Origin of the sequence: Sphingomonas sp. (assembly GCF_036387535.1) — a bacterium.
In the GTDB taxonomy this organism is placed as follows: Bacteria; Pseudomonadota; Alphaproteobacteria; order Sphingomonadales; family Sphingomonadaceae; genus Sphingomonas_R.
This window is the reverse complement of sequence record NZ_DASVTO010000079.1, coordinates 15,194-38,491: the sequence shown is the minus strand read 5'-3', so window position 1 is coordinate 38,491 and position 23,298 is coordinate 15,194. Positions and strand designations below refer to the sequence as shown.

General features: G+C 67.2%; 17 protein-coding genes. 6 read left to right on the top strand and 11 right to left on the bottom strand.

Going from position 1 to position 23,298, the window contains the following annotated elements:
• Positions 1–75: 75 nt before the first annotated feature.
• Together nusA and rimP are read right to left on the bottom strand one after the other, a co-directional pair.
• A complete protein-coding gene (gene nusA, locus VF649_RS07220) occupies positions 76–1,680 on the bottom strand; it encodes a transcription termination factor NusA (protein ID WP_331011284.1) in 1,605 nt (534 codons plus the stop codon).
• Between the two features lie 4 nt (positions 1,681–1,684).
• Positions 1,685–2,242 (bottom strand): ribosome maturation protein RimP, encoded by a 558-nt coding sequence (rimP, locus tag VF649_RS07215; protein WP_331011283.1) that lies wholly within the window; start codon positions 2,240–2,242, stop codon positions 1,685–1,687.
• Positions 2,243–2,422: 180 nt separating this feature from the next.
• Between rimP and VF649_RS07210 the strand changes: the two genes are divergently transcribed.
• Positions 2,423–3,583, top strand: a complete 1,161-nt coding sequence (locus VF649_RS07210) for a PQQ-dependent sugar dehydrogenase (protein ID WP_331011282.1) — start codon at positions 2,423–2,425, stop codon at positions 3,581–3,583.
• On the opposite strand, the gene VF649_RS07205 is transcribed toward VF649_RS07210, so the two are convergent.
• Genes VF649_RS07205 through glgB form a run of 6 tightly spaced genes read right to left on the bottom strand, consistent with a single transcriptional unit; the run spans position 3,580 to position 14,446 of the window.
• Positions 3,580–3,951 carry a hypothetical protein gene (locus VF649_RS07205; RefSeq protein ID WP_331011281.1) on the bottom strand — a complete coding sequence of 124 codons (372 nt, stop codon included), beginning with the start codon at positions 3,949–3,951 and terminating at the stop codon, positions 3,580–3,582. The genes VF649_RS07210 and VF649_RS07205 overlap by 4 nt on opposite strands.
• A gap of 50 nt (positions 3,952–4,001) precedes the next feature.
• Positions 4,002–6,512: a malto-oligosyltrehalose synthase gene (gene treY, locus VF649_RS07200; protein WP_331011280.1), complete on the bottom strand. Its 2,511-nt coding sequence runs from the start codon at positions 6,510–6,512 to the stop codon at positions 4,002–4,004.
• Positions 6,509–8,473 (bottom strand): 4-alpha-glucanotransferase, encoded by a 1,965-nt coding sequence (gene malQ / locus VF649_RS07195; RefSeq protein ID WP_331011279.1) that lies wholly within the window; start codon positions 8,471–8,473, stop codon positions 6,509–6,511. Before malQ ends, treY begins: the two co-directional genes overlap by 4 nt.
• Complete coding sequence (gene treZ / locus VF649_RS07190) at positions 8,470–10,188, bottom strand: malto-oligosyltrehalose trehalohydrolase (RefSeq protein ID WP_331011278.1); 1,719 nt, start codon at positions 10,186–10,188, stop codon at positions 8,470–8,472. Before treZ ends, malQ begins: the two co-directional genes overlap by 4 nt.
• A complete protein-coding gene (gene glgX, locus VF649_RS07185) occupies positions 10,185–12,278 on the bottom strand; it encodes a glycogen debranching protein GlgX (protein ID WP_331011300.1) in 2,094 nt (697 codons plus the stop codon). Before glgX ends, treZ begins: the two co-directional genes overlap by 4 nt.
• Before the next feature lie 5 nt (positions 12,279–12,283).
• Positions 12,284–14,446 carry a 1,4-alpha-glucan branching protein GlgB gene (gene glgB / locus VF649_RS07180; protein WP_331011277.1) on the bottom strand — a complete coding sequence of 721 codons (2,163 nt, stop codon included), beginning with the start codon at positions 14,444–14,446 and terminating at the stop codon, positions 12,284–12,286.
• Positions 14,447–14,594: 148 nt separating this feature from the next.
• Here glgB and glgC point away from each other — a divergent pair, with 148 nt between their 5' ends.
• Both glgC and glgA read left to right on the top strand, forming a co-directional pair.
• A complete protein-coding gene (gene glgC / locus VF649_RS07175; RefSeq protein WP_331011276.1) occupies positions 14,595–15,869 on the top strand; it encodes a glucose-1-phosphate adenylyltransferase in 1,275 nt (424 codons plus the stop codon).
• Positions 15,869–17,311: a glycogen synthase GlgA gene (glgA, locus tag VF649_RS07170; protein ID WP_331011299.1), complete on the top strand. Its 1,443-nt coding sequence runs from the start codon at positions 15,869–15,871 to the stop codon at positions 17,309–17,311. Before glgC ends, glgA begins: the two co-directional genes overlap by 1 nt.
• Before the next feature lie 15 nt (positions 17,312–17,326).
• Here glgA and VF649_RS07165 read toward each other — a convergent pair whose 3' ends face one another.
• Genes VF649_RS07165 through VF649_RS07155 form a run of 3 tightly spaced genes read right to left on the bottom strand, consistent with a single transcriptional unit; the run spans position 17,327 to position 19,939 of the window.
• On the bottom strand, positions 17,327–18,220 hold the full coding sequence (locus VF649_RS07165; protein ID WP_331011275.1) for an amidohydrolase family protein: 894 nt from the start codon (positions 18,218–18,220) through the stop codon (positions 17,327–17,329).
• A complete protein-coding gene (locus VF649_RS07160; RefSeq protein ID WP_414713646.1) occupies positions 18,217–19,251 on the bottom strand; it encodes a 4-oxalomesaconate tautomerase in 1,035 nt (344 codons plus the stop codon). The genes VF649_RS07165 and VF649_RS07160 overlap by 4 nt, the downstream gene beginning before the upstream one ends.
• Before the next feature lie 13 nt (positions 19,252–19,264).
• Positions 19,265–19,939, bottom strand: a complete 675-nt coding sequence (locus VF649_RS07155) for a 4-carboxy-4-hydroxy-2-oxoadipate aldolase/oxaloacetate decarboxylase (RefSeq protein WP_331011273.1) — start codon at positions 19,937–19,939, stop codon at positions 19,265–19,267.
• Positions 19,940–20,049: 110 nt separating this feature from the next.
• Between VF649_RS07155 and VF649_RS07150 the strand changes: the two genes are divergently transcribed.
• From VF649_RS07150 to VF649_RS07140, 3 genes are read left to right on the top strand one after another with little or no spacing between them, the layout of a single operon-like run.
• On the top strand, positions 20,050–21,261 hold the full coding sequence (locus VF649_RS07150) for a LysR family transcriptional regulator (RefSeq protein WP_331011272.1): 1,212 nt from the start codon (positions 20,050–20,052) through the stop codon (positions 21,259–21,261).
• Between the two features lie 53 nt (positions 21,262–21,314).
• Entirely contained in the window at positions 21,315–22,265 is a 951-nt protein-coding gene (locus tag VF649_RS07145) for an NAD(P)-dependent oxidoreductase (RefSeq protein WP_331011298.1), read from the top strand.
• Positions 22,262–23,287 carry an amidohydrolase family protein gene (locus tag VF649_RS07140; RefSeq protein ID WP_331011271.1) on the top strand — a complete coding sequence of 342 codons (1,026 nt, stop codon included), beginning with the start codon at positions 22,262–22,264 and terminating at the stop codon, positions 23,285–23,287. The genes VF649_RS07145 and VF649_RS07140 overlap by 4 nt, the downstream gene beginning before the upstream one ends.
• Positions 23,288–23,298 lie beyond the last annotated feature (11 nt).

Sequence of the window (23,298 nt, the reverse complement as noted above, 5' to 3'; positions counted from 1 at the left end):
ACTTCGCTCGACCCGTCCCGCGATTGTGTTCGCGATGGACGGGAGGAGAACGGGCTTTCTACATGCGCGAGGCGATCATTGTCCGACATCCGCAGGTGCGACCTCCTGCGGCTGTTCTTCGTCGGCGAACCAATGGGCGCGCGCCGCCATGATGATCTCGTTGCCCTGATCTTCGGTCAGGCCATATTCGGCGAGGATGCCGCTCTTCTCGCCATCGTTGCTGGGGGTACGGCGGCGGGGTTCGACGCGCTTCTTCAGGATCAGTTCGTCCGTTGCCAGATCGGCAAGATCGTCCAGCGTCAGGATGCCGGCCTTGCCCAGCGTGACCAGCATCGCTTCGGTCAGATAGGGCAGATCGGCCAGCGCATCCTCTACGCCCATCGCCTGGCGTTCCTCACGGTTCGCCTGTTCCCGGCGGTCGAGCGCTTCCTGGGCACGGCTCTGAAGCTCGGCCGCGAGTTCCTCGTCAAATCCTTCGATCGCCGCAATTTCGTCGACCTCGACATAGGCGACTTCCTCGAGGCTGGAGAAGCCCTCGGCGACCAGCAGCTGCGCCAGCGTCTCGTCGACGTCCAGTTCCTTTTCGAACAGGCCGCTATTCTCGACAAACTCCTTCTGGCGCTTCTCCGAAGCATCGGCTTCGGTCATGATGTCGATCGCGGAGCCGGTCAGCTGCGAGGCGAGCCGGACATTCTGACCCCGACGGCCGATGGCGAGCGACAGCTGATCATCGGGGACGACGACCTCGATCCGGCTGTCTTCCTCGTCGATCACGACGCGGCTGACCTGCGCCGGCTGCAACGCGTTGACGACGAAGGTGGCGGTGTCGGGCGACCAGGGGATGATGTCGATCTTCTCGCCCTGCATTTCCTGCACGACCGCCTGCACGCGGCTGCCCTTCATGCCGACGCACGCACCGACCGGATCGATCGACCCGTCATGGCTGATGACGCCGATCTTGGCGCGGCTGCCAGGGTCGCGGGCAGCGGCCTTGATCTCGATCACGCCGTCGTAGATTTCGGGGACTTCCTGCGCGAACAGCTTCTTCATGAAGTCCGGGTGCGCGCGGCTGAGGAAGATCTGCGGCCCGCGGGTTTCGCGTGCGACACGCAGGATCAGCGAGCGGATGCGGTCGCCGACGCGGACGACCTCCCGCGGGATCTGCGCATCGCGGCGGATAACGCCCTCGGCCCGACCGAGATCGACCACGACATGGCCGAATTCGACGCGCTTGACGACGCCGGTGATGATTTCACCCGCGCGGTCCTTGAACTCTTCATATTGACGGTCGCGCTCGGCATCGCGGACCTTCTGGAAGATGACCTGCTTGGCGGCCTGGGCGGCGATGCGGCCGAATTCGATGTTGGGCAGCGGATCGACGATATAGTCGCCGACGACGGCACCCTTCTGCAGTTTCTGCGCGTCCGCGACGCTGACCTGCTTGAAATAGTCCTCGACCAGCTCGACGACCTCGACCACGCGCCACAGGCGCAGATCGCCGCCCTTCGTGTCGATCTTCGCACGGATATCGTTTTCCGCGCCGTAGCGGGTGCGGGCGGCGCGCTGGATCGCGTCCTCCATCGCCTCGATCACGATTTCGCGATCGATGAGCTTTTCCTTGGCGACCGCATCGGCGATGGCGAGCAGCTCGGCCTTGTTGGCGGAAATGGCGGTGGCCATCGGACTATCCTTCCTGCGTGGTTTCGACGCCGTCGTCGGCGTCCTGTTCGACGATCTCGTCAGCGCCGTCCGTGTCGAGCGGGGCGGTCGCCTTCAACAGCGCGTCGGTCAAGATCAATTTGGCGGAGGCGATGCTGGAAAAGGGCAGGGTCAGTTCGCCGACGCGCTCGACATAGAGCAGCACGTCGTCACCCTCGACCCCGCGCAGGGCGGCCTCATATTGCTTGCGACCGTCGCGGGGCTCGACCAGCTTGATGCGTGCATCATAGCCGGCCCAATCCTGAAAATCCCGAAGCCGGGTGAGCGGGCGATCGATGCCGGGCGAGGATACCTCCAGCCGATAGGCTTCCTCGATCGGATCCTGTTCGTCCAGCATGTCGGAGATGCGGCGGCTGAGTGCTTCGCAGTCCGTCAGGTCGAGTTGCCGCGTGTCCGGGCGTTCGGCCATGATCTGGAGCGTGGGATCGGACTTGCCGCCGTTCATCTGGACGCGCACGAGCGCCAGACCCAAAGCCTCTGCTTCGGGTTCGATCAGCTTTGTCAGTAAGGCGATATCCGCCATCCGGGCTCCTGCAACGCGATATGCGTCTAGTGGCGCCGGATCCGGTTGGATCCGACCTCGCCAATGTTACCAATGTCGAGAAGACGAAAGCGATATAGTCCAGTTGCCGCGGGCGGGCAAGACTGCAACATAAAAGCCGACATGGGGTTTAACGCCCATATTTCGTCCACGGAGAGATACATGCGCGTGCCGCCGACAAGTTTCATCCTGTCCCTGCTGCTGGTGGCGTGCGGGACGGCCGCGACCGATATCGGCAGGGCCGCGGCACAGGGGCAGGCGCCGATCACCGGGGAACAGCCGTTCGCGGCCAAGCCGTTCGCCGACAATGTGATCGCGACGTTCGACCAGCCCTGGGCGATGACGTTCCTGCCGGACGGTCGGATGCTGGTGACCGAGAAGCCGGGCCGGTTGGTGCTGCTGTCCGCCGATGGCGCGCAAAAGGTTTCGGTAACCGGTGTGCCGCAGGTGGCGAGCGCAGGGCAGGGCGGGTTGATGGATGTGGTGCCGCACCCCGGCTTCGCCCGCAACCACCGGATCTATCTCAGCTATTCCGAGGCAGGCGCCGGCGGAAACGGCGTCGTTCTGGCGCGTGCAACGCTGGTGGAAGGACCGGACGACGCGGCACGGCTGGATCAGGTGGAAACGCTGTTCCGTGCGCCGAAGGTCGACGGCAACGGGCATTATTCGGGGCGGATCGCCTTTGCGCCGGACGGGCATCTGTTCTTCACGGCGGGCGAACGGCAGAAGTTCGATCCGGCGCAGGATCCAAAGCTGCCGCTGGGCAAGGTCCTGCGGCTGAACGACGATGGGACAGCGGCCAAGGGTAATCCGCTGGCGGCGAAGGGGTTCGATCCCCGCATCTGGAGCTATGGCCACCGCAACCTGCTGGGTATCGCGTTTGACGCGCGGGGCGGGCTTTGGGAGCAGGAGATGGGACCAAAGGGCGGCGACGAGCTGAACCTGATCCTGCCGGGGCGCAACTATGGCTATCCGATCGTGTCGAACGGCAACCATTATGACGGGCGCGATATTCCCGATCATCCGACCCGACCGGAATTGGAGGCGCCCAAGGCCAGCTGGAATCCGGTGATTTCCCCGGCGGGGCTGATGATCTATTCCGGAACGATGTTCCCCGATTGGCGCGGCAACGCGTTCATCGGCGGACTGTCGTCCAAGGCGCTGATCCGCGTCGCGCTGACCGGAATCAGCGCGCGGGAGGCGGCGCGGTATGACATGGGCGCGCGGATCCGCGAGGTGGAGCAGGGACCGGATGGCGCGATCTACGTCCTTGAGGACGGAGCGGGCGGTCGGCTGCTGCGGCTGACGCCGAAACAGCCTTAGGCCGGTGCGATGATTGCGACGATGTTTTCCGCATAGGTCGGGTTGGCGGGGTCGAAGGCGGGATTGCGATCGAACGGGACGGGGGTGAGGGCGAGACCCCCGAGCCCGGAGAGCCGGAACGCGCCGATCTTGATCAGTTTCGGCTTGGCGCCGTCGCGTTCCAGGACGACGGCATCGACGATGAGATCGTCATGGCGCGTGTATAGAATGTGCGGGGCGAGCCGAATCACCGTCTTGTTGTAGGTCGCCGTCAGGCACAATTTCTTGGCGATCGCCGTGATGACGAGCTGGGCGGTCGGGCCGCTGCCCTCCGGCGCCGAGGTGGCGGGTTTGAGCGTGGCGCGGAGGATGGGACGGGTCGGTGACATGGCCGGCTCCCTAGGCCAAGCGTGCGGGGGTTGCACGCGGAAATGCTGGTCTACAGGCTTTGGATCGCGAAGGGCAGGTCAGCGAAGAGCGACCGGACGGACAAAGGCGCCCGGCCCGGCAGCAGCAGCGCCGTATCCTGCCACCAGTCGGCGGGGATGGCCGGATGCGGCGCATCGGCTAGTGCGGGCTGGACATGGCGCGGGACCGCGACCAGCCAGGCGAGATCGCCCAGCCGGCGGAGGAAGGCGACGACATGATCGCACCGGGCGCCGGTCGCGGCGACTGGCTCAAACGTGCCGTCCGCAAACAGGGCGGGATGCGTGCGGCGCGCGCGGAGCGCGGCCGCAAGCGCCGCCTGTTTCAGGCGACCGTCGCGCCAATGCGGCACCAGTGCGTGAGGATAGTCCGCATAGGCCAGTGCCGCGATGCGTGCGCCATAGTCGACCGGGCGCCGATTGTCGGGATCGACCAGGCTGAGGTCCCAAAACTCCGTACCCTGATAACAATCGGGGACACCAGGCAGGGTGGCGCGCAGCACCGACTGGGCGATGCCGTTGACGGCCGCGGCGGACGCGATATGCGCGACGAAGGTCACAAGCTGTTGCCGGAAGCCGGTTTCATCGTGCAACAGCGTGCGGATCGCATCGGCACAGGCGGCTTCATAGCCCGTATCGGGTTCGGCCCAGGCGGAGCGCAGCTTGGCTTCGCGGAGCGCCTTCTGGTTCCAGCCGATGACGCGATCGGCAAAGGCGGACCAGTCGGGCGCGTCATCCAGCGGACAGGCGCCGACCAGCGTCTGGAGCATCATGTAGACGTCGGCGGGGTCGATAGCAGCGTTGGCGGGGTGCTCGCCCCACCGCCGGGCCTCGGCGATCCAGCGATCCGGAATCTCGCTGAGTACCGCCAGCCGGGCGCGGACATCCTCGCCACGCTTGTGATCGTGGGTCGCGGTGGTGAGCATGGCGTGCGGGTGATCGGCGGCGCGGCGGGTGACGGTGACCGCGAACGCCGCGGTGTCGAGCGCGAAGTCGGCGGGCGCGAAGCCGACATCGTTGCGGGAGAGCAGCCGCCCATAGCGGTAGAAGGCGGTGTCCTCGACCGACTTAGCGGAGAGGGGCGCGCTCAGCTGTTCGAACCGGCGGACCGCTTCGCGCCGATCGGGATCGTCGAGATCGGCGCGCCCGCTGATCCAGTCGGCCAGCGTTTCCAGCACGATCCGTTCACCCGGCGGGGTGGCGGCGTCGGCCAGCGCGGCGGTGAACAACGGATCGTCCGTCACCGGCGCCTGCGCGAAGGCCGCATAGGTGCGGTAGCTGGGGAAGACCGCGAGCAAGGCCTCCAGCGCGCGGCGGATCATGCCGGCGGTGATATCGCGCGTGGCAAGGCGTGCCTGCGCCAGCCGGTGGAAGGCGGCGACGGCGGCATCACGTTGACCCGCGAAGCTGCGCGCGAGAATCTCCACGCGAGCAGCATGTTCTTCCAGCCCGAAATCGGAGGGGCGGCCGCTGAGCGCGCGCCAGTGCGCCGCCAGCGCGGGTTCGCCGCGGGCATCATGCTGGAGCGCGGACACATGATCCATGAACTCATAGCCGCTGGTGCCATCTGTCGCCCAGGCTGGGTCTAGCCGTTCGCCGGCGGCCAGGATCTTTTCGACCAGCAAATAGGCGTGGCGGTCCGGATCGATCGCGGTGAAGGCGGCGCGGAGCGCGCGGCAATATCCGGCAGGGTCGGCCAGTCCATCGACATGATCCACGCGAACCCCGTCGATCAGTCCTTCGCGGAACAACCGGAGCGGGAGCGCATGGACGGCATCGAACACCGCCGGATCCTCGACCCGCAGCCCGGCGAGTTCGGTGATGTCGAAGAAGCGCCGCCAGTTGATACAGTCCCCCGCGGTCCGCCAGGATGCGAGGCGGTAATGCTGGCGTTCCAGCAGCGCGTGCAGGCGGGCGGCGCCCTGCGGATCGCGGCCGTCATGCTGCTGGCGCAGCGTGGTGATATCACCCTGTTCCAGCAGGGCGTGGGCGTCCTCCGGCCGGAGCGGGAAGCGGTGGGTGCCATAGGCGAGGACGGAGAGCCGGCCGCTGTCCGCTTCCCGATCCAGGACCAGATCCCCGCTTGCCAGCACGTCGGCATATGGCGCGCCGAGAAACGGGGCGAGCAGGCGACCGCGCAGCGTGGGGTCCGCCGGGCGCCAGTCGATATCGAAGAAGCGAGCGAAGGCGCTGTCCTCGCCATGTTCCAGCACGTCGAGCCACCAGCGATTGTCGCTACCCCCGACGGCCATGTGGTTGGGCACGATGTCCAGGATGATGCCGAGTCCCTGATCACGGAGCGCGGCAGCAAGCGCGCGAAACCCGTTCTCGCCCCCCAGTTCGGGGTTGATGCGGGTGGGATCGACGACGTCATAGCCATGCGTCGAACCGGCACGCGCGGTGCCGATCGGTGAGGCATAGAGATGGCTGATGCCGAGGTTGGCGAGATAGGGGGCGAGCGGGACCGCATCGGCGAAGCGGAAGCCGGCATGAAACTGGATACGGTAGGTGGCGCGCGGAATCATCGGGTTCTCGTCTGGACAATGCGGGCGATCCGCCGGCGGACGGCGGCGGTCGCGAACAGCGCGTCGCCGGTATCGGGCAGGCGGCGGCGCCAGTTGGGATGTTCGGTGATCGTGCCGGGCATGTTCGGTGCTTCTTCCAGGCCGAACAGATCCTCCACCGGAACGATCAGCAGTTCGCACGGGGCGGCGGCGGCCTGGGCGAGGGCGGCATCGACGACGGGTGCGGGATCGTCCGGCAAGGGCGGGGGAACGGTGGCGGCGCCAGACGCGGTGAAGGCGTCCCACAGGCGGGTGCGATCCGCCGCGCGGTCCTGCGTCTGCGCATCGGCGCCGATCGCGGGATCGATCCGGGTGCGCCATTCGATGTCGGTGCCGCGCCACCAGCCGGCGATCGGCACCATATCGTGCGTGCTGGTCATCGCGACCGCCTGCGCGGGCCAGGTGGACGGCGGGGTGAAGGCGCCGTCGGCATCGCGTTCGAACGGCAGGACCCGCATGCCATAGATGCCGCGTGCGGTGATGCCGTCGCGGAAGCCGGGCGGAACGACGCCAAGATCCTCCCCGATCACGATCGCGCCGGCGCGGTGCGATTCGAGTGCGATCAGCCGGAGCAGATCCTGTTCCGGGTAGCGGAGATAGGCACCGTCGAGCGGAGATGCGCCGTGCGGCACCACCCACAGCCGGCGCAGGCCAAGCGCATGGTCGATCCGCACGCCGCCGGAATGCCGCATCGCGGCCCGCAGCATCGCCAGGAAGGGATGAAAGCCGGTTTCGCGCAGGGCGGTCGGTGAAAAGCTGGTGATACCCCAATTCTGGCCATTGGCCTGATAGGCGTCCGGCGGTGCACCGATGCCCAGCCCCATGATCAGGTCGCTGCGCCGGTTCCACGCGTGGCTGCCGCCGGGATCGAGCCCGACCGCGATGTCGGAAATCAGCCCGATCGCCATGCCCGCGCCCTTTGCGGCCTGGCACGCGGTGGTGAGCGAGCGTTCGGCGATCCATTGCAGGAAACGGTGGAAGCGGATCGTATCGGCATGTTCGGACGCGAATGCCGCCACCGCGGCACTGGTCGGGTCGTGATAGGCGGCCGGCCAGTCCTGCCACGCGCCGGCCCCCGTCTGCCGGAAGAAGTGGCCGTGCAGCGTTTCGAACAGGGCGTGTCCGTCAAGATCGGCAGAGGATGGTTCCGCATCCAACGCGGTGCGCGTCGGACCATCGAGCGTTTCATAGAGGGTGCGGAGCCGGTCCAGCTTGTCCGCCGCCGCGGCCGGCCAGTCGATGAGATCGGGCGCCACGCCATTCGCGGCGGCCGGCGCCGTGGCAAAGAGCGGGTTCAAGAATTGACGACTGGAGGGTGCATAGGGGCTGTAGCGCGTCGGATCGGCGGCGAAGAGCGCGTGGACGGGGCTGATCGCGATCGCGTCGACGCCGTGCGCCCCGGCGGTGCCGGCGATGCTGGCGAGAGTGCCGAAGTCACCGAACGGCGACGGGGTGGCATCGCGGAGCGCGTAGAGCTGCGCCGCGATGCCCCAGGGGCGGGTGCCGTCACGGACCGGTACGGGGTGACCGCGCGGCGGAGCGACGGCGATCGTCAGCTGACCGCCGGACCAGGTGAGCCGGTGATAGCCGGGGCGATCGATGGCAGGAACGTGGCCGGCAAGCGACACGTCCAGCCGCGTGCCATCCTCATGGATCAGTTCGCCCTTGCCGGCGAGCGCGGGCAGCGGGATCGGCATTCCGACATCGGTGGTCAGGACATCGGTGCTTGCGGCCTGCACCTGCGCGGTGAGGCGGTGCAGGCTGTCGCGGCATTCGGCAGCGGATGTTGCGGGGAGATCCAGTTGCCCCAGAATGACGCGCAACGTGTCGGGGGTGACGCGCTGCGGCCGGCCGGACGCATCCTCCCAATCGATCAGGATGCCCGCGGCTTCCGCCAGCTGCGCGAGAGCGGTGTCGGTCATTCCCCGATCCAGCCAACGAAGGTGGCGGGCGCAAGCCGGCCGTCCGCTATGCCGTCGCCGATGGTGACGACACAGTCGCCGGCGGGTGCGGCGAGCGGAACGGGGGCGTCACCGATGTTGAGCGCGAGCGTGAGCGTCGCCTGGCCCAACCGCCAGCGTGCCAGAACCGCCTTGTCCCCCAGCACGGCGGCGTCGAGCTCGGTGCAGCCCGGCAGATGCGGGACAATATGATTACGGCGGATGGCGAGCAGATCGGTGTAGAGCGCGGTCCAGGCATCGGCGTCGGGCCCCGGCGTGGGGCGGGATGCCGCGAAGGTCGCGGGATCGTTCGGATCGGGAATGCGGGCGCGCTGTTCCGGGTCGGCAAAGGCGGGGAACTTTGCAAATTCCGCGCGGCGGCCGTTGCGGACCGCATCGGCCAGGGCGTCGTGGAAATCGGTGAAGAACAGGAACGGCGCCTGCGACCCGGTTTCGTCGCCCATGAAGAGCAGCGGGATTTGCGGGCAGAGCAGCAGCAGGCCGGTCGCGGCGCGCAGCCGATCGGGCGCGACCAGCCGCGTCAACCGTTCGCCAAGCGCGCGGTTGCCGATCTGGTCATGATTCTGCAGGAAGGCGACGAAGCGGGTGGGGGGCAGATGCGCGCTGGGCATGCCGCGGGGGCGACCATCATGATTGGGCGACCCCTCACCCTGATAGATGAACCCTTCGGCCAGGCAGCGGGCGAGCCGTTCGGTCGCGCGGTCGGCGAAATCGGCATAATAAGCGTGATGCTCGTCGGTCAGAAGGACGTGGAGGACGTTGTGGAAATCGTCGTTCCACTGTGCATCATAGCCGCGTTCCAGCCGGCGGGCGTCATTACGCTCGTTTTCCAGCATCAGGTGGACGTGACGGCCCGGCGCGATCGTGGCGCGGATCTCGCCGGCCAGCCGATCGAGAAAGCCGGGATCGGCGATGGCGTGGACGGCATCGAAGCGCAGGCCGTCGAAGCGGTATTCGGTCAGCCAGTATAGCGCATTGTCGATGAAGAACCGCGCGACCGGTTCGCGCGCGAAATCGATCGCGGGGCCCCAGGGTGTGGGCACGTCGGGCGTGAAGAAGTCCGGCGCATAGGCGGCGAGGTAATTTCCGTCCGGCCCGAAATGATTGTAGACGACATCGAGGAAGACCATGAGGCCGAGACCGTGCGCGCGGTCAATCAGTGCCTTCAGCTCGGCCGGCGTGCCATAGCTGCTGTCGGGTGCGAACGGCAGCACACCGTCATAGCCCCAGTTGCGGGTGCCGGAGAAATCCGCGAGCGGCATGAGTTCGATCGCGGTGATGCCGAGCGCCGCCAGCCGCGGCAGGGCCGCCGCGACGCCGGCATAGCCACCCATGGCGCCGACATGCAGTTCGTAGATGACGGCATCTTCCCAGGGACGGCCGGCCCAGTCGCGATGCTGCCAGTCATGGGCCGGATCGACGACGATGCTGGCATCGTGGACGTCGGGACCCTGCAACCGGGAAGCGGGGTCGGGAACGGCCGTGCCGTCGTCCAGCACGAAGCGGTAAAGGGTGCCGGGTCCGGCGTCGGTATCGCACGCGAACCAGCCGGCATCACCCGGGACCATCGGCAGGGACGGGCGCCCCTCAATCTGTAGCCCGAGCGCGGCCTGGCCCGGTGCCCAGAGCGTGAAGCGGGTGCCGCCATCCGCCAGCGGCATCGGACCCCAGATCATGCGACCGTTCCCGTCGCGTGGATCAGGATGGCGCCGCGATCCTGCACCATGATCGTCGTTTCGGTCAGGTCGCGTTCGCCGATGCCCTGATCCGCGCTGTCCACCAGCAGCCGGCGAGAGCCGTCGGGTTCAGGCAGCGTGAATTCCAGAGGATATTGCGAGCCGTTCATCAGCATCAGGATCGCTTCATAGCTGCCATCGGGCAGCAAACGCGTCCGCCGCATGATGAGTGCCTTGCCTTCCGGATTCTGCCAATCCTCGGGCGAGAGCGCATGTCCACGTTCGTCGAACCAGTCCATGTCGCGGATGCCGGGCGCGACCTCCTCCCCATACAGAAAGTGCGAGGAGCGGACGAGCGGGTAATGTTTGCGGATCAGGATGAGCCGGCGGACGAACGCGGTGAGGGATCGCCCGGCGTCCGACGCGGCTTGCGACCAGTCGAGCCAGCTGATCTCGTTATCCTGCGCATAGGCATTGTTGTTGCCGCGCTGCGTGCGGCCGAATTCGTCGCCGGCCAGCAGCATCGGCGTGCCGAGCGAGGCCAGGACCGTCATCATCATCGATCGCCGGACGCGTTCGCGGGTGGCGGTGATGGCGGGATCGTCGGTCGGACCCTCCGCCCCCCAGTTGCAGGCGAAATTCTCGCTATGACCGTCGCGATTATCCTCGCCATTGGCTTCGTTGTGGCGCTGTTCATAGGCGGTGACGTCCGCCAGCGGCTGGCCATCATGGCTGGCGACATAGTTGACGCTGGCCCAGGGGCGGCGGGCGCGGCGGTCGAAGATGTCGCCGGATCCGGACAGGCGCGCGGCGAATTCATCACGGATACCGGCATCGCCGCGCCAGAAACGACGGGTGCTGTCGCGGAACTTGTCATTCCATTCCGCAAAACCCGGCGGGTGATTGCCGAGCTGGTATCCGCCGGGCCCGATGTCCCAGGGTTCCGAAATGAGCTTCAGCCGGCCAAGCACCGGATCCTGGCGCAGCGCCTGGAAAAAGGCGGCGCTGGGTTTGAATTCCCCGTTGCCGGTTCGCCCGAGCGTGACACCGAGATCGAAGCGGAAGCCATCGACATGGAAGGATTCCGCCCAGTAGCGGAGCGAGTCCACCACCATCTGCATCACGCGGGTGCGGCTGACGTTGAGGGTGTTGCCGGTGCCGGTATCGTTGACGCAGTAGCGCGGATTATCCGCCTGCAACCGGTAGTAGGTGGCGTTGTCGAGACCGCGGAAGGACAGCGTCTGGCCAAGCTCGCTGCCTTCGGCGGTGTGGTTGTACACGACGTCCAGAATGACCTCGATCCCCGCCGCGTGCAGCCGGCGGATCGCGAAGCGCAGGTCGTTGGCGTCGCCATCGCCCATGTAGCGCATTTCCGGCGCGAAGAAGGACAGGCTGTTATAGCCCCAATAGTTGGTGAGCTGTTTTTCCTGGAGAAAGCGATCCTGCACGAAGCCCTGGATCGGCAGCAGTTCGAGCGTGGTGATGCCGAGCCGCTGGAGATAGGCGATCACCTTCGGGTTGCAGAGCGCCGCATAGGTGCCGCGTTCGCGCGGGCGCACCGCCTCCATCAGCTGGGTCAGGCCCTTGACATGCGCTTCGTAGATGACGGTTTCGGACCACGGAATGTTCGGGCGGCGATCCTCGCCCCAATCGAAATTGTTGGCGACCACGACGCATTTGGGCATGGCCGGCGCGCTGTCGCGACGATCGAAGCTGAGATCGCCGCGGGGCGATCCGACGCGGTAGCCGTGGAGCGCATCGGTCCAGCGGATCTGGCCGGACAGCTGCTTCGCATAGGGATCCAGCAGCAGCTTGTTGGGGTTGAACCGGTGTCCTTCCTCCGGCGCGTAGCGGCCGTGCGCACGGAAGCCGTAGAGCATGCCGGGCCGCGCATCGGGCAGGTAGCCGTGCCACACCTCGTCCGTGCATTCCGGGAGCGGCATGCAGGCCACCTCGCGGCGTCCGCTGGGATCGAACATGCAGAGATCGATGCCGTCCGCATTGGCGGAAAAGACCGCGAAGTTGACGCCGAGCCCGTCAAATGTTGCGCCAAGCGGGTACGCGCTGCCGCTTTCGAGGCGTTCGGGCATATAGCTCAAAGTGCAGGTCCTTCATGTCGCAGGAAAATGGCCGCGAGGGGGGGCAGGGTCAGTTCGATCGATGCCGGGTGGCCGTGGGCCGGGACGGGAACGGTGCGAACGACGCCGGCATTGCCGAGGTTCCCCCCGCCATAGCCCGCGGCGTCGCTGTTGAGGATTTCGGTCCAGCCGCCTTCGGGTACGCCGACCCGGTAGTGGTGGCGCGGCACCGGAGTCATGTTGATCGCGCACAGGACCGGCGGCGCGCCATGGGCCGAATGGCGGAGGAAGACGAACACGCTGTTCACGCTGTCGTCACCCACCACCCATTCGAAGCCGCGCGGATCGGCATCGCCGTGATGCAGAGCGCCTTCCGCGCGGTAGAGCGCATTCAGGTCGCGGACCAGCGCCTGGATGCCGGCATGGGCGGGGTCCGAGAGCAGCGACCAATCGAGCTGCGTATCGTGATGCCATTCGGCCGGCTGCGCCAGTTCGCCGCCCATGAAAAGCAGCTTCTTGCCGGGATGCGCCCACATGAAGCCGAGATAGGCGCGCAGGCCTGCAAAGCGTTGCCAGGCATCGCCCGGCATGCGGGCGATCAGCGAGCCCTTGCCATGCACGACCTCGTCATGGCTGAGCGGCAGCACGAACCGCTCGCTGAACGCATAGGACAGGCCGAACCCGATTTCGCCGTGATGCCAAGGGCGGTGGACGGGATCGGTTTCCATGTAGCGGAGCGTGTCGTTCATCCACCCCATGTTCCATTTGTAGTGGAACCCCAGCCCGTCATAGGCGACCGGCGTGGTGACGCCGGGAAAGGCGGTGGATTCCTCCGCCACCATGATCGCGCCGGGGAAGCGTTCGGCGACGGTGGCGTTCAGTTCTTTCAGGAAGGCGATGGATTCATAATTTTCGCGCCCGCCGTGGATGTTGGGCACCCATTCCCCGGCCTTGCGGCTGTAATCGCGGTAGAGCATCGACGCGACCGCATCGACGCGCAGGCCATCGACATGGAAGGCGTCCAGCCACCAGAGCGCCGATGCGATCAGCGTGCCGGCAACCTCCCGCCGGCCGAGATTGTAGATCATGGTGTTCCAGTCGGGGTGATAACCCTCCTGCGGATTGCCATGTTCGTAGAGCGCGGTGCCGTCGAACAGTACCGGGCCGTGCGCGTCGTTCGGGAAGTGCGCGGGCACCCAATCGAGCAGCACGCCGATGCCGGCGGCGTGGCAGCGATCGACGAACCGGGCGAACTGGGCGGGCGTGCCGTAGCGCGCCGACGGCGCGAATTGCGACAGCGGCTGATACCCCCAACTGCCCCCGAACGGATGTTCCATGATCGGCATCAGTTCGACATGGCTGAAGCCGAGATCGACCAGATAGGGGATGAGGAGATCGGCGAGCGCATCCCAGCTTTGCGCCTCCGCACCGTCCCACGGACGTTTCCAGGACGCGGCGTGCATTTCGTAGATGGTGATCGGCGCGCCGGCATGCTGGCGGTCGGCACGGCCGGCCATCCAGGCGGCATCCGTCCAATCATGATCGAGCAGCGGCGCGACCACGGACGCGGTGGCGGGGGGGCGTTCGGTAGCGCGGGCGAGCGGATCGGCCTTTTCCCGCAGCACCCCGTCGACGCCCATGACCGCGAACTTGTAGGAGGCACCCACGCCAACGCCAGGCACGAACAGATCCCAGACGCCGCCCCCGGGATGCCGGCGCATCGGCAGACGGTGCGGATTCCAGCCGGTGAAATCGCCGATCACCGAAACCCAGCGCGCATTGGGTGCCCAGACCGAGAAGGCGGTGCCGGCGATACCGTCCATCTCCACCGGGATCGCACCCATGCGCCGGGCAAGATCCCAATGCCGCCCCTCGTTGAACAGATGCAGGTCGACATCGCCCAACACCGGGCCGAGCGCATAAGGGTCGGGACCCTCCTCGATCGTGCCGCCCCAATCGGTGCGCAGGCGATAGGAGGACGCGTCGGCGGCGGTCGCATCGCCGACGAACAGACCGGGCGTTGCCGTTTCCGCAAGCGGCACGGCCGTCCCCCCGTCGGCGCGGATCAGCATCACGGCGGCAGCACCGGGCCGATAGACCCGGACGACACCATCGTGCCGGCCGAGATAGGCGAATGGATCGGCCAGCCACTGTTCGACCGATCGGTTGTCATGCGGCATGCTCGTCTCCCCCGGTCCGCCCTTCTTAAGGGTGGACATGATCGAAGCAACGATGGACGACGTAAAATGTGCCCGCCGGCAAACGGGCCGCGTGGAACTCCGCGCGGCCTGAACCGCTACCGGTCACGAAGTCAGGACGGAGGATGCAATGGCGGCGGGGCAGGGTGCGACCTTACGGGGATTGGTGACGCGACAGGCGATGGCGTTCGTGCTGGCCGGCGGGCGCGGCAGCCGGTTGATGGAATTGACCGATCGCCGTGCGAAGCCGGCGGTGTTCTTTGGCGGCAAGACCCGGATCATCGATTTCGCGCTGTCGAATGCGCTCAATTCGGGCATTCCGAGGATCGCGGTCGCGACGCAGTACAAGGCGCACAGCCTGATCCGCCACCTGCAATATGGCTGGACGTTTTTCCGGCCGGAGCGGAACGAAAGTTTCGACATCATGCCGGCAAGCCAGCGCGTGTCCGAAGACAGCTGGTATCAGGGTACGGCCGATGCCGTGTATCAGAACATCGACATCATCCGCAGCTATGCCCCCAAATATATCCTGATCCTGGCCGGGGACCATGTCTACAAACAGGATTACGGCGTGATGCTGGAACAGCATTGCAACAGCGGGGCAACGGTGACGGTCGGCTGCGTCGAGGTGCCGCGGATGGAGGCGAGCGCATTCGGCGTGATGCATGTCGACGAGCAGGACCGGATCATCGATTTCCTGGAGAAGCCCGCCGATCCGCCGGCAATGCCCGGTCGTCCGGACCAGGCGCTGGCAAGCATGGGTATCTATGTGTTCGATACCGAATATCTGTTCGACCGGCTGGCCGAAGATGCGGCCGACCCCAATTCATCGCATGATTTCGGCAAGGACGTGATCCCCGCGCTGGTCCGCGACGGCAAGGCCCATGCGCATCATTTCAGCCGGTCGGCGCTGCGGACGGAGGCGACCTCCGAACCATACTGGCGCGACGTCGGGACGCTGGACGCCTATTTCGCGGCGAATATCGACCTGACCAATACCCTGCCGGACCTGAACCTGTATGATCGCGAATGGCCGATCTGGACCTATGCCGAAATGACGGCGCCGGCCAAGTTCGTGCATGACGAGGACGGACGACGGGGCGAGGCGATCTCGTCGCTGGTGTCGGGCGACTGCATCGTGTCGGGCGCGACGCTGCGCCATTCGTTGCTGTTCACGGGCGTACGCGTGAACAGTTTCACGTCGATCGAGAATGCGGTGATCATGCCGCGCGTAGAGGTCGGTCGATCGGTGCGGCTGAAGAATGTGATCGTCGACCGCGGGGTGGTGATCCCCGAAGGCCTGGTGGTGGGCGAGGATCCGGAGGAGGATGCGCGGCGGTTCCGCCGGACCGAGAACGGAATCTGCCTGATCACCTGCGAGATGATCGAAGCGCTGAAGGCATGATCGACCTGCAGCTGTTGTCGGTGGCGTCGGAACTCTATCCGCTGGTGAAGACCGGCGGACTGGCCGACGTCGCCGGCGCCCTGCCGGCAGCGCTGGCCGGGGAGGGCGTGCGCGTCACCACGCTGGTGCCGGGCTATCCCGCCGTGCTGGCGGCGTTGCAGGACAGGGTGGCGGTGCTCGATCGCCCCATGCTGATGGGTGGCGCGGCGACGGTGTGGCGCGGGACGGCGGCGGGGATCGACCTGCTGGTGCTGGACGCGGCGCATCTCTACGACCGGCCGGGCAATCCCTACCTGGCGTCAGACGGGCAGGACTGGCCCGACAATGCGGCGCGGTTCGCGGCACTGGCGCGGATCGCGGCCGACATCGCGGTCGGTGCGATCGCCGATTATGTGCCCGATGTCGTGCAGGTCCATGACTGGCAGGCGGCGCTGGTGCCGGCGTACCTCCATTATGGCCGGGTGCCGCACCCACCGGTGGTGCTCACCATCCACAATCTGGCGTTCCAGGGGCGGTTTCCCGCGTATCGGTTGGGCGAGATCGGGTTGCCGGCGGCGGCCTATGCCCTGGACGGCGTCGAATATTATGGCGACATCGGCTATCTGAAGGCGGGCATCCTGTTCGCCGACCATATCACCACGGTGTCGCCGACCTATGCGACCGAGATCATGACCGTCGCCGGCGGGATGGGGCTGGACGGGTTGTTGTCCGGCCGGGCGGCGGACGTGACCGGCATCCTGAACGGGATTGACACCTACGTGTGGAATCCGGCGACCGATCCGCGGATCGCGCAGACATTCGATGCAGCGACGATCGCACGGCGGGCGGCAAACAAGGCCGCGGTGCAGCGCGTGTTCGGACTGGCAGAGGATGCGGACGCCCTGCTGATCGGGGTCGTCAGCCGGCTTACCGACCAGAAGGGGATCGACCTGATCCTGGCGGCGCTGCCCGACCTGCTGGCGGCCGGTGGCCAATTGGCGTTGCTGGGCAGCGGGGATGCGGTGCTGGAGGATGCGTTCCTGCTGTCGGCGGCGCGGCATCCGGACCGGATCGGATGCCGGATCGGCTATGACGAGGATCTGGCCCATGGCATCCAGGCCGGGGCCGACGCGCTGCTGGTGCCGTCGCGGTTCGAACCATGCGGGCTGACCCAGCTGTGTGCGCTGCGCTATGGCGCGGTCCCGATCGTGGCGTGGGTCGGGGGCCTGGCGGATACGGTGATCCACGCCAACCCGGTCGCGATCGATCGCGGGGCGGCGACCGGCATCCAGTTTCCACCGGCGTCGCTGGCCGCCCTGCGCGCCGCGCTGGCGCAGGCCGGGCAGTTGTTCGCGGACGGCGCGCCGTGGCAGCAGATGCAGGCGAACGCCATGGACACGGACGTCAGCTGGTCTGCGCCGGCCAAGCGCTATGCCGCGCTGTTCCGGCGGCTGGCGGACTGACCTCCGACCCTTTCGCTACGATGCCACCTCGTCCGGCCAGTAGAGCCGCATCGGATTGGCGACGAGCAGGCGGTGCTGGAGGTCGGTGGTCGGGGCGATGCGGGGGATGATGTCGACCAGCGCGCCGTCGTCGGGGATCGCATCCTGCATATTGGGGTGCGGCCAATCGGTGCCCCATAGCACGCGATCGGGATAGTCCGCGACCAGCGGCGCCACGGCCCGGGCGAAATCATCCCAAGGTGGCCCGGCGGGGTCGAGCCGATCCGGGCAGGTCGCCTTGAACCAGATGTCGGGCCGGCTGTCGAGCAGGGCGCGGAAGGCGCGCATGTCGGCGCCGTCGGGGCCCTGTGTCACGTCCGGGCGGCCCATGTGATCGATCACCAGCGGCACGGGAATCGCATCCAGGAAGGGGCGGAGTTCCGCGAGGATATCGGCTTCGAAATAGACGACGACGTGCCAGCCGGCGGGCAGCCGCGCGGCGACGTCCAGAAAGCGATCCTTGGGCGCGTCATCCACCAGCCGTTTCAGGAAGTTGAACCGGATACCGCGAATGCCACCCGCGTGGAGCGCCGTCAGTTCGTCCGCGCCGATGCCGGGATCGACCACCGCCACACCCCGCGCCTTGCCACCGGAGCGCGCGATCGCATCCAGCGTCGCGGCATTGTCGGTACCATGGCAGCTCGCCTGGACAATGACGTTGCGAGCGAAACCCAGTCGATCGCGCAACGCGAACAGCATGTCGGGCGTCGCATCCTGCGGCAGATACTTTGCCTTCGCACTGAACGGAAAGGCGTCCATCGGACCGAAGACATGGCAATGTGCGTCGACCGCGCCTGGCGGTGGCGTGAACGTGGGTCGGGACGGGGCGTCGTCCCAGCTGCGGATCCGGTCGGTATCGGTGGCGGTCATGCGAAAACCTCTCCATCCATCAATTTGCGCGCGGTGCGCAGCAATGCGGCGCTGGTCACCTGATCATCGTCGTCGGTGTCGAGAACGCAGGTCATTTCCCCGGTCGGATGTTCCACCGAAAGCGTCTTGCGAGGCCCGGCGGGAATGGTCGCGACATCGGCGGCGGGCGATCCCGGGATCAGGCAGGCGGTCGCGACGCTGACCGCGCCGAGCACGCCGATCGTGGCATGCGCGCGGTGCGGAATGAAGCTGCGCACGGTTACGGCACCACCATGCGCCGGTTCGGCGACCAGCATCATCTTCGGCACCGATTTGGTCGTCACGTCGCCCAGGTTCATCATCGGGCCGGCCTGCAGCCGGATCGATTCGATCCGGGCCTTCAGCGCGGTGTCCGAATCGAGCGTGTCGCGATCCTCATATCCGGTCACGCCGACCGCCGTCGCCCTGAACACCACGCAGGGCATGCCGTTGTCGATCAGCGTGCAGGCGACGCCGTCGATCCGATCCGCGGCGTTGCCGGTCGGGAGGAGCGCGCCGCAGGAGGAGCCGGCGGTGTCGCGGAATTGCAGGGGGACCGGCGCGGCGGTGCCCGGTACACCGTCGATGCGCGCATCGCCGGCATAGCTGGGGGTGCCGCCGGGTGTCTGCACCGTCGCGACCGCGGACTGCCCGGTATTGTCCATGAAGATCGTGACGCGGGTTTCGTCGCCAGTCGGGGCGACAAGGCCGCGTTCGATGGCGAACGGGCCGACCGCCGCCAGCATGTTGCCGCAATTCTGGCTGTCGGACACGATCGCCTGATCCACGAAGACCTGAAGGAACAGATAATCGACATCGACGCCGTCGCGGGTGGAGGCGGACACCACCGCCACCTTGGACGTCAGCGGATCGGCGCCGCCCATGCCGTCAATCTGGCGCGGATCGGGCGAGCCCATGATGCGGAGCAGGACGGCATCACGCTCGGCCGGGTCGGTCGGCAGGTCTTCGGCGAGGAGCATCGCCCCCTTCGACGTGCCGCCGCGCATCCACATGCAGCGCACGCCCTTATTCATAGCGGAGCCCGAGTGCGGCTAGCGAGCCGCGCATGTCGTAGATGTCGAGCCCGAGTTCCCCGGCGGCCAGCCGCTGGCGCTTTCCTTCCTCGGCGGCTTCGCGCGCCTGCGCCTTTGCGAGGATGTCGGGGGCGTCGGCACGCCGGACGACGCAGACCCCATCGTCGTCGGCAACGATCACGTCGCCCGGTTCGATCAGCGCGTCCGCGCAGACGATCGGCACGTTGACCGAGCCCAGGGTTCCCTTGATCGTACCCTGCGCGAAGATCGCCTTCGACCAGACCGGAAAGCCCATCTGCGTCAGATCGCGCACGTCGCGGACACCGGCGTCGATCACCAGCCCGCGACAGCCGCGCGCCATGGCAGAGGTTGCAAGCAGATCGCCGAAATAGCCATCGTCGCACGGCGATGTCGGCGCCAGGACCAGGATGTCGCCGTCGCCCAGCTGTTCGATCGCGACATGGATCATCCAGTTGTCGCCCGGCGGGGCCGAGATGGTGACCGCCGAGCCGGCGATCCGCGCGCCCGGATAGATCGGGCGCAGCCGGCTGGCGAGCAGCCCGATCCGGCCCTGCGCCTCATGCACCGTCGCCACGCCGGCATGGGCCAATCCGTCGATCACCGCCGCGTCGGCGCGGGCGATGCCGGTGCGTACAAGTCCAGCCATGTTCCACTCTCCTGCTGCAACGGGCCTGCTGTCGTGGGGCATGGTGGCTGGCGACGAAATGACCCAATCCATATGCTGGTCCCGCGATAAGTTTTTGCTAAATGCGTGGGATGCTTTCCGCCTTCGACCTCAACCTGCGCCACCTGCGCGCGCTGTCGGCGATCGCGGCGCATGGCAGCATGAGCGCGGCGGCGGCGGCGGTCAGCCTGTCGCAGCCGGCATTGACGCAGGGTCTTGCCAAGCTGGAGCGGCGGATCGGCACGACGCTGTTCGTGCGCCGGAGCGACGGGATGATCCCGACCGATGCCGGCCGGATGCTGATCGACCGGGTCGATGCCGCGTTCACGCAACTGGCCGGCGCGGGGCGCAACGCCGGCCGACCGTCGGCGCGCGGGTTCGGGCGGCCCGAGCATCTGATGACGTCGACGCAGATGTACGCGTTCCTGAGCCTGGCCGACGCAGGCAGCTTCGTCGACGCGGCGGGGGCGACCGGTCTGTCGCAACCGGCCTTGCACCGGGCGGTGCGCGACCTGGAGCAGATTTGCGGTGTCGTGCTGGTCGAGCGGCGGGGGCGGGGAGTCGCATTGTCGACCGCGGGGCGGCGGCTGGCGCGCGGATTGCGGCTGGCCGCGGCGGAGATCGCCGCGGGCCTGAGCGAACTGGCGGGTGACGGGGGGCAGCCGGCGCGGCTGGCGATCGGCGCGATGCCGTTGTCACGCGCGCTGGTGCTGCCGCGGGCGTTGGACCGGTTCCTGCGCACGGGGCATCCGGTCGCGATCGAGGTGTTCGAGGGGGCGTGGCGTGATCTGGTGGAGCCGCTGCGCGACGGGGTCATCGACCTGATGCTGGGCGCGTTGCGCGATCCGGCGCCTGCGGGTCTGGTGCAGCAACCCTTGTTCGAGGACCGGCTGACGGTGGTCGGGCGCGCGGGGCACCCGCTGACGACGGGCCCCACGCCGAAGCTGGCAGCCCTGGCGGACTATGGCTGGATCGTCGGGCAGCCGGGGACGCCGCTGCGCGCGCAGTGGGATGCGATGTTCGCTGGGCAACCGCCGCCGGCGGCGCCGATCGTCTGCGGATCGGTGATGGTGATCCGCGGGCTGCTGCGCGACAGCGACCTGTTGACCCTGCTGTCGCCGGACCAGATCGCGCTGGAGGTACGGACCGGAATCCTGACCGCGATCGGCGGACCGCTGGATCATGGCGTGCGCACGATCGGCATCACGACGCGCGCGGACTGGCGCCCGACGCAGGCGCAGCGCGCGTTCATCGCCTGCATCCACGAAGCGGTCCGATCGACCAGAGTTCCAGAAAACGAATAGCGCCACCGGCCATTGGATTTGCGGTGCGATGCCGATCGGGCCAGTCCGGTGCCATGGTGGAGGACGGCGTTCAGCGATTGGCCTATATCGGGTTCGGCGAGGCGGGCATGGCGTTTGCGGCCGGCCTGCGCGGCGGGGTCGCCTATGATCGCAAGACCGACCTGGCAGAAACGGCGCAGGCGAAGCGGGACGATTATGCCGCGCGTGGCGTCACCGGCGCGGACAGCAGCGACGCGGCGGTGGCGGGCGCGACGCTGATCCTGTCGCTGGTCACCGCGGACCAGGCGCTGGCGGCGGCACGCGCGGCGGCGGCGGCGATCACGCCCGGCGCGCTGTTCTGCGACCTGAATTCGGTGGCGCCGGATACCAAGCGCGCCGCCGCCGCGATCATCATGGCGGCGGGCGGACGCTATGTCGATGTCGCGGTGATGGCGCCGGTAGACCCCGCGGGCCGTGCCGTGCCGTTGCTGATCGCAGGACCGCATGCGGCCGCGGCGCGGGTGGCCCTGGCGACGGCGGGCTTTACCCGGGCGCGGGTGCTGGACGGCCCCGTGGGCGCGGCATCGTCGGTGAAGATGATCCGATCGGTGATGGTGAAGGGGCTGGAGGCGCTGACCACCGAATGTTTCCTGGCGGCGGAGGCGGCCGGCGTGCTGGACGAGGTTGCGGCATCGCTGGATGCGAGCTGGCCCGGAACCGACTGGGCGGCGAAGGCGGACTATAATCTGGACCGGATGATGGTGCACGGGCTACGCCGCGCGGCCGAGATGGAAGAAGTGGTCAAGACGCTGGACGTGCTGGGTACCGGATCGGCGATGACGCGCGGAACGGTGGCGCGGCAACGCGCGGTCGGCGCGCTGGCCCTGGTGCCCGCCCCGGGACTGGACGCCAAGCTGCGGGCGGTGGGCGCGGGCCATGCGCATGGCCCCGAAAGCAGGGAATCCGCGGCAAGCGCAGCGGCGATGTCGCACGCGCCGGAGCGCGAACAGGAGAGATACGCATGACCCTGATCATCGATTGTCACGGCCATTACACCACCGCGCCGCCGCAGCATGATGCGTGGCGCGACGCGCAGAAGGCGGCGTTCAAGGCAGGCGAGGCAGCCCCGGCCTATCCGGCGATTTCCGACGACGAGATCCGCGAGACGATCGAGACCAATCAGCTGCGCCTGTTGAAGGAGCGCGGTGCGGACATGACCATCTTCAGCCCGCGTGCGTCGACGATGGCGCATCATGTCGGGGACGAGGGCGTCAGCCTGGCCTGGGCGCGGGTGTCGAACGATCTGGTCGCGCGGGTGTGCGACCTGTATCCCGAGACGTTCGTCGGCGTGTGCATGCTGCCGCAATCGCCCAAGGCGGACCTGGCAGGATCGATCGCCGAGCTGGAGCGCTGCGTCACCGAACGCGGGTTCATCGGGTGCAACCTGAACCCCGATCCGGGCGGCGGACATTTCACCGCGCCGTCGCTGACCGATCGCTTCTGGTATCCATTTTACGAAAAGATGGTCGAATTGGACGTGCCGGCGATGGTGCATGTGTCGGGATCCTGCAATCCCGGCCTGCACGCGACCGGCGCCTTCTACATCGCCGCCGACACGATCGCGTTCATGCAGCTGATCCAGGGCGACCTGTTCAAGGATTTTCCGACGCTGCGCTTCATCATCCCGCATGGCGGCGGGGCCGTGCCCTATCATTGGGGGCGGTATCGCGGGTTGGCGGACATGCTGAAGCAGCCCGGGCTCGACACGCATGTGATGAACAATGTCTATTTCGACACCTGCGTCTATCACCAGCCGGGCATCGACCTGCTGGCGGAGGTGATCGAGACCAAGAATATCCTGTTCGGGAGCGAGATGGTGGGCGCGGTGCGCGGGATCGATCCGCAGACCGGCCATTATTTCGATGATACCAAGCGCTATGTCGATGCGCTGCCGATCGACGCGGCGGCGAAGCACGCGATTTTCGAAGGCAATGCCCGGCGCGTGTTCCCGCGGCTGGATGCCAGGCTGAAGGCGCGCGGACTATGACCTTCATTCAG

What these genes read in the sequence shown, in the direction of transcription:
- treZ (WP_331011278.1), bottom strand. Translation starts at nt 10,188, where the DNA reads ATGATCTGGGGTCCGATGCCGCTGGCGGATGGCGGCACCCGCTTCACG.
- glgB (WP_331011277.1), bottom strand. Translation starts at nt 14,446, where the DNA reads ATGCCGCATGACAACCGATCGGTCGAACAGTGGCTGGCCGATCCATTC.
- VF649_RS07155 (WP_331011273.1), bottom strand. Translation starts at nt 19,939, where the DNA reads ATGGCTGGACTTGTACGCACCGGCATCGCCCGCGCCGACGCGGCGGTG.
- malQ (WP_331011279.1), bottom strand. Translation starts at nt 8,473, where the DNA reads ATGACCGACACCGCTCTCGCGCAGCTGGCGGAAGCCGCGGGCATCCTG.
- VF649_RS07150 (WP_331011272.1), top strand. Translation starts at nt 20,050, where the DNA reads ATGCTTTCCGCCTTCGACCTCAACCTGCGCCACCTGCGCGCGCTGTCG.
- treY (WP_331011280.1), bottom strand. Translation starts at nt 6,512, where the DNA reads ATGATTCCGCGCGCCACCTACCGTATCCAGTTTCATGCCGGCTTCCGC.
- VF649_RS07205 (WP_331011281.1), bottom strand. Translation starts at nt 3,951, where the DNA reads ATGTCACCGACCCGTCCCATCCTCCGCGCCACGCTCAAACCCGCCACC.
- glgC (WP_331011276.1), top strand. Translation starts at nt 14,595, where the DNA reads ATGGCGGCGGGGCAGGGTGCGACCTTACGGGGATTGGTGACGCGACAG.
- VF649_RS07145 (WP_331011298.1), top strand. Translation starts at nt 21,315, where the DNA reads ATGGTGGAGGACGGCGTTCAGCGATTGGCCTATATCGGGTTCGGCGAG.
- rimP (WP_331011283.1), bottom strand. Translation starts at nt 2,242, where the DNA reads ATGGCGGATATCGCCTTACTGACAAAGCTGATCGAACCCGAAGCAGAG.
- VF649_RS07165 (WP_331011275.1), bottom strand. Translation starts at nt 18,220, where the DNA reads ATGACCGCCACCGATACCGACCGGATCCGCAGCTGGGACGACGCCCCG.
- glgX (WP_331011300.1), bottom strand. Translation starts at nt 12,278, where the DNA reads ATGCCCGAACGCCTCGAAAGCGGCAGCGCGTACCCGCTTGGCGCAACA.
- nusA (WP_331011284.1), bottom strand. Translation starts at nt 1,680, where the DNA reads ATGGCCACCGCCATTTCCGCCAACAAGGCCGAGCTGCTCGCCATCGCC.
- VF649_RS07210 (WP_331011282.1), top strand. Translation starts at nt 2,423, where the DNA reads ATGCGCGTGCCGCCGACAAGTTTCATCCTGTCCCTGCTGCTGGTGGCG.
- VF649_RS07140 (WP_331011271.1), top strand. Translation starts at nt 22,262, where the DNA reads ATGACCCTGATCATCGATTGTCACGGCCATTACACCACCGCGCCGCCG.
- VF649_RS07160 (WP_414713646.1), bottom strand. Translation starts at nt 19,251, where the DNA reads ATGTGGATGCGCGGCGGCACGTCGAAGGGGGCGATGCTCCTCGCCGAA.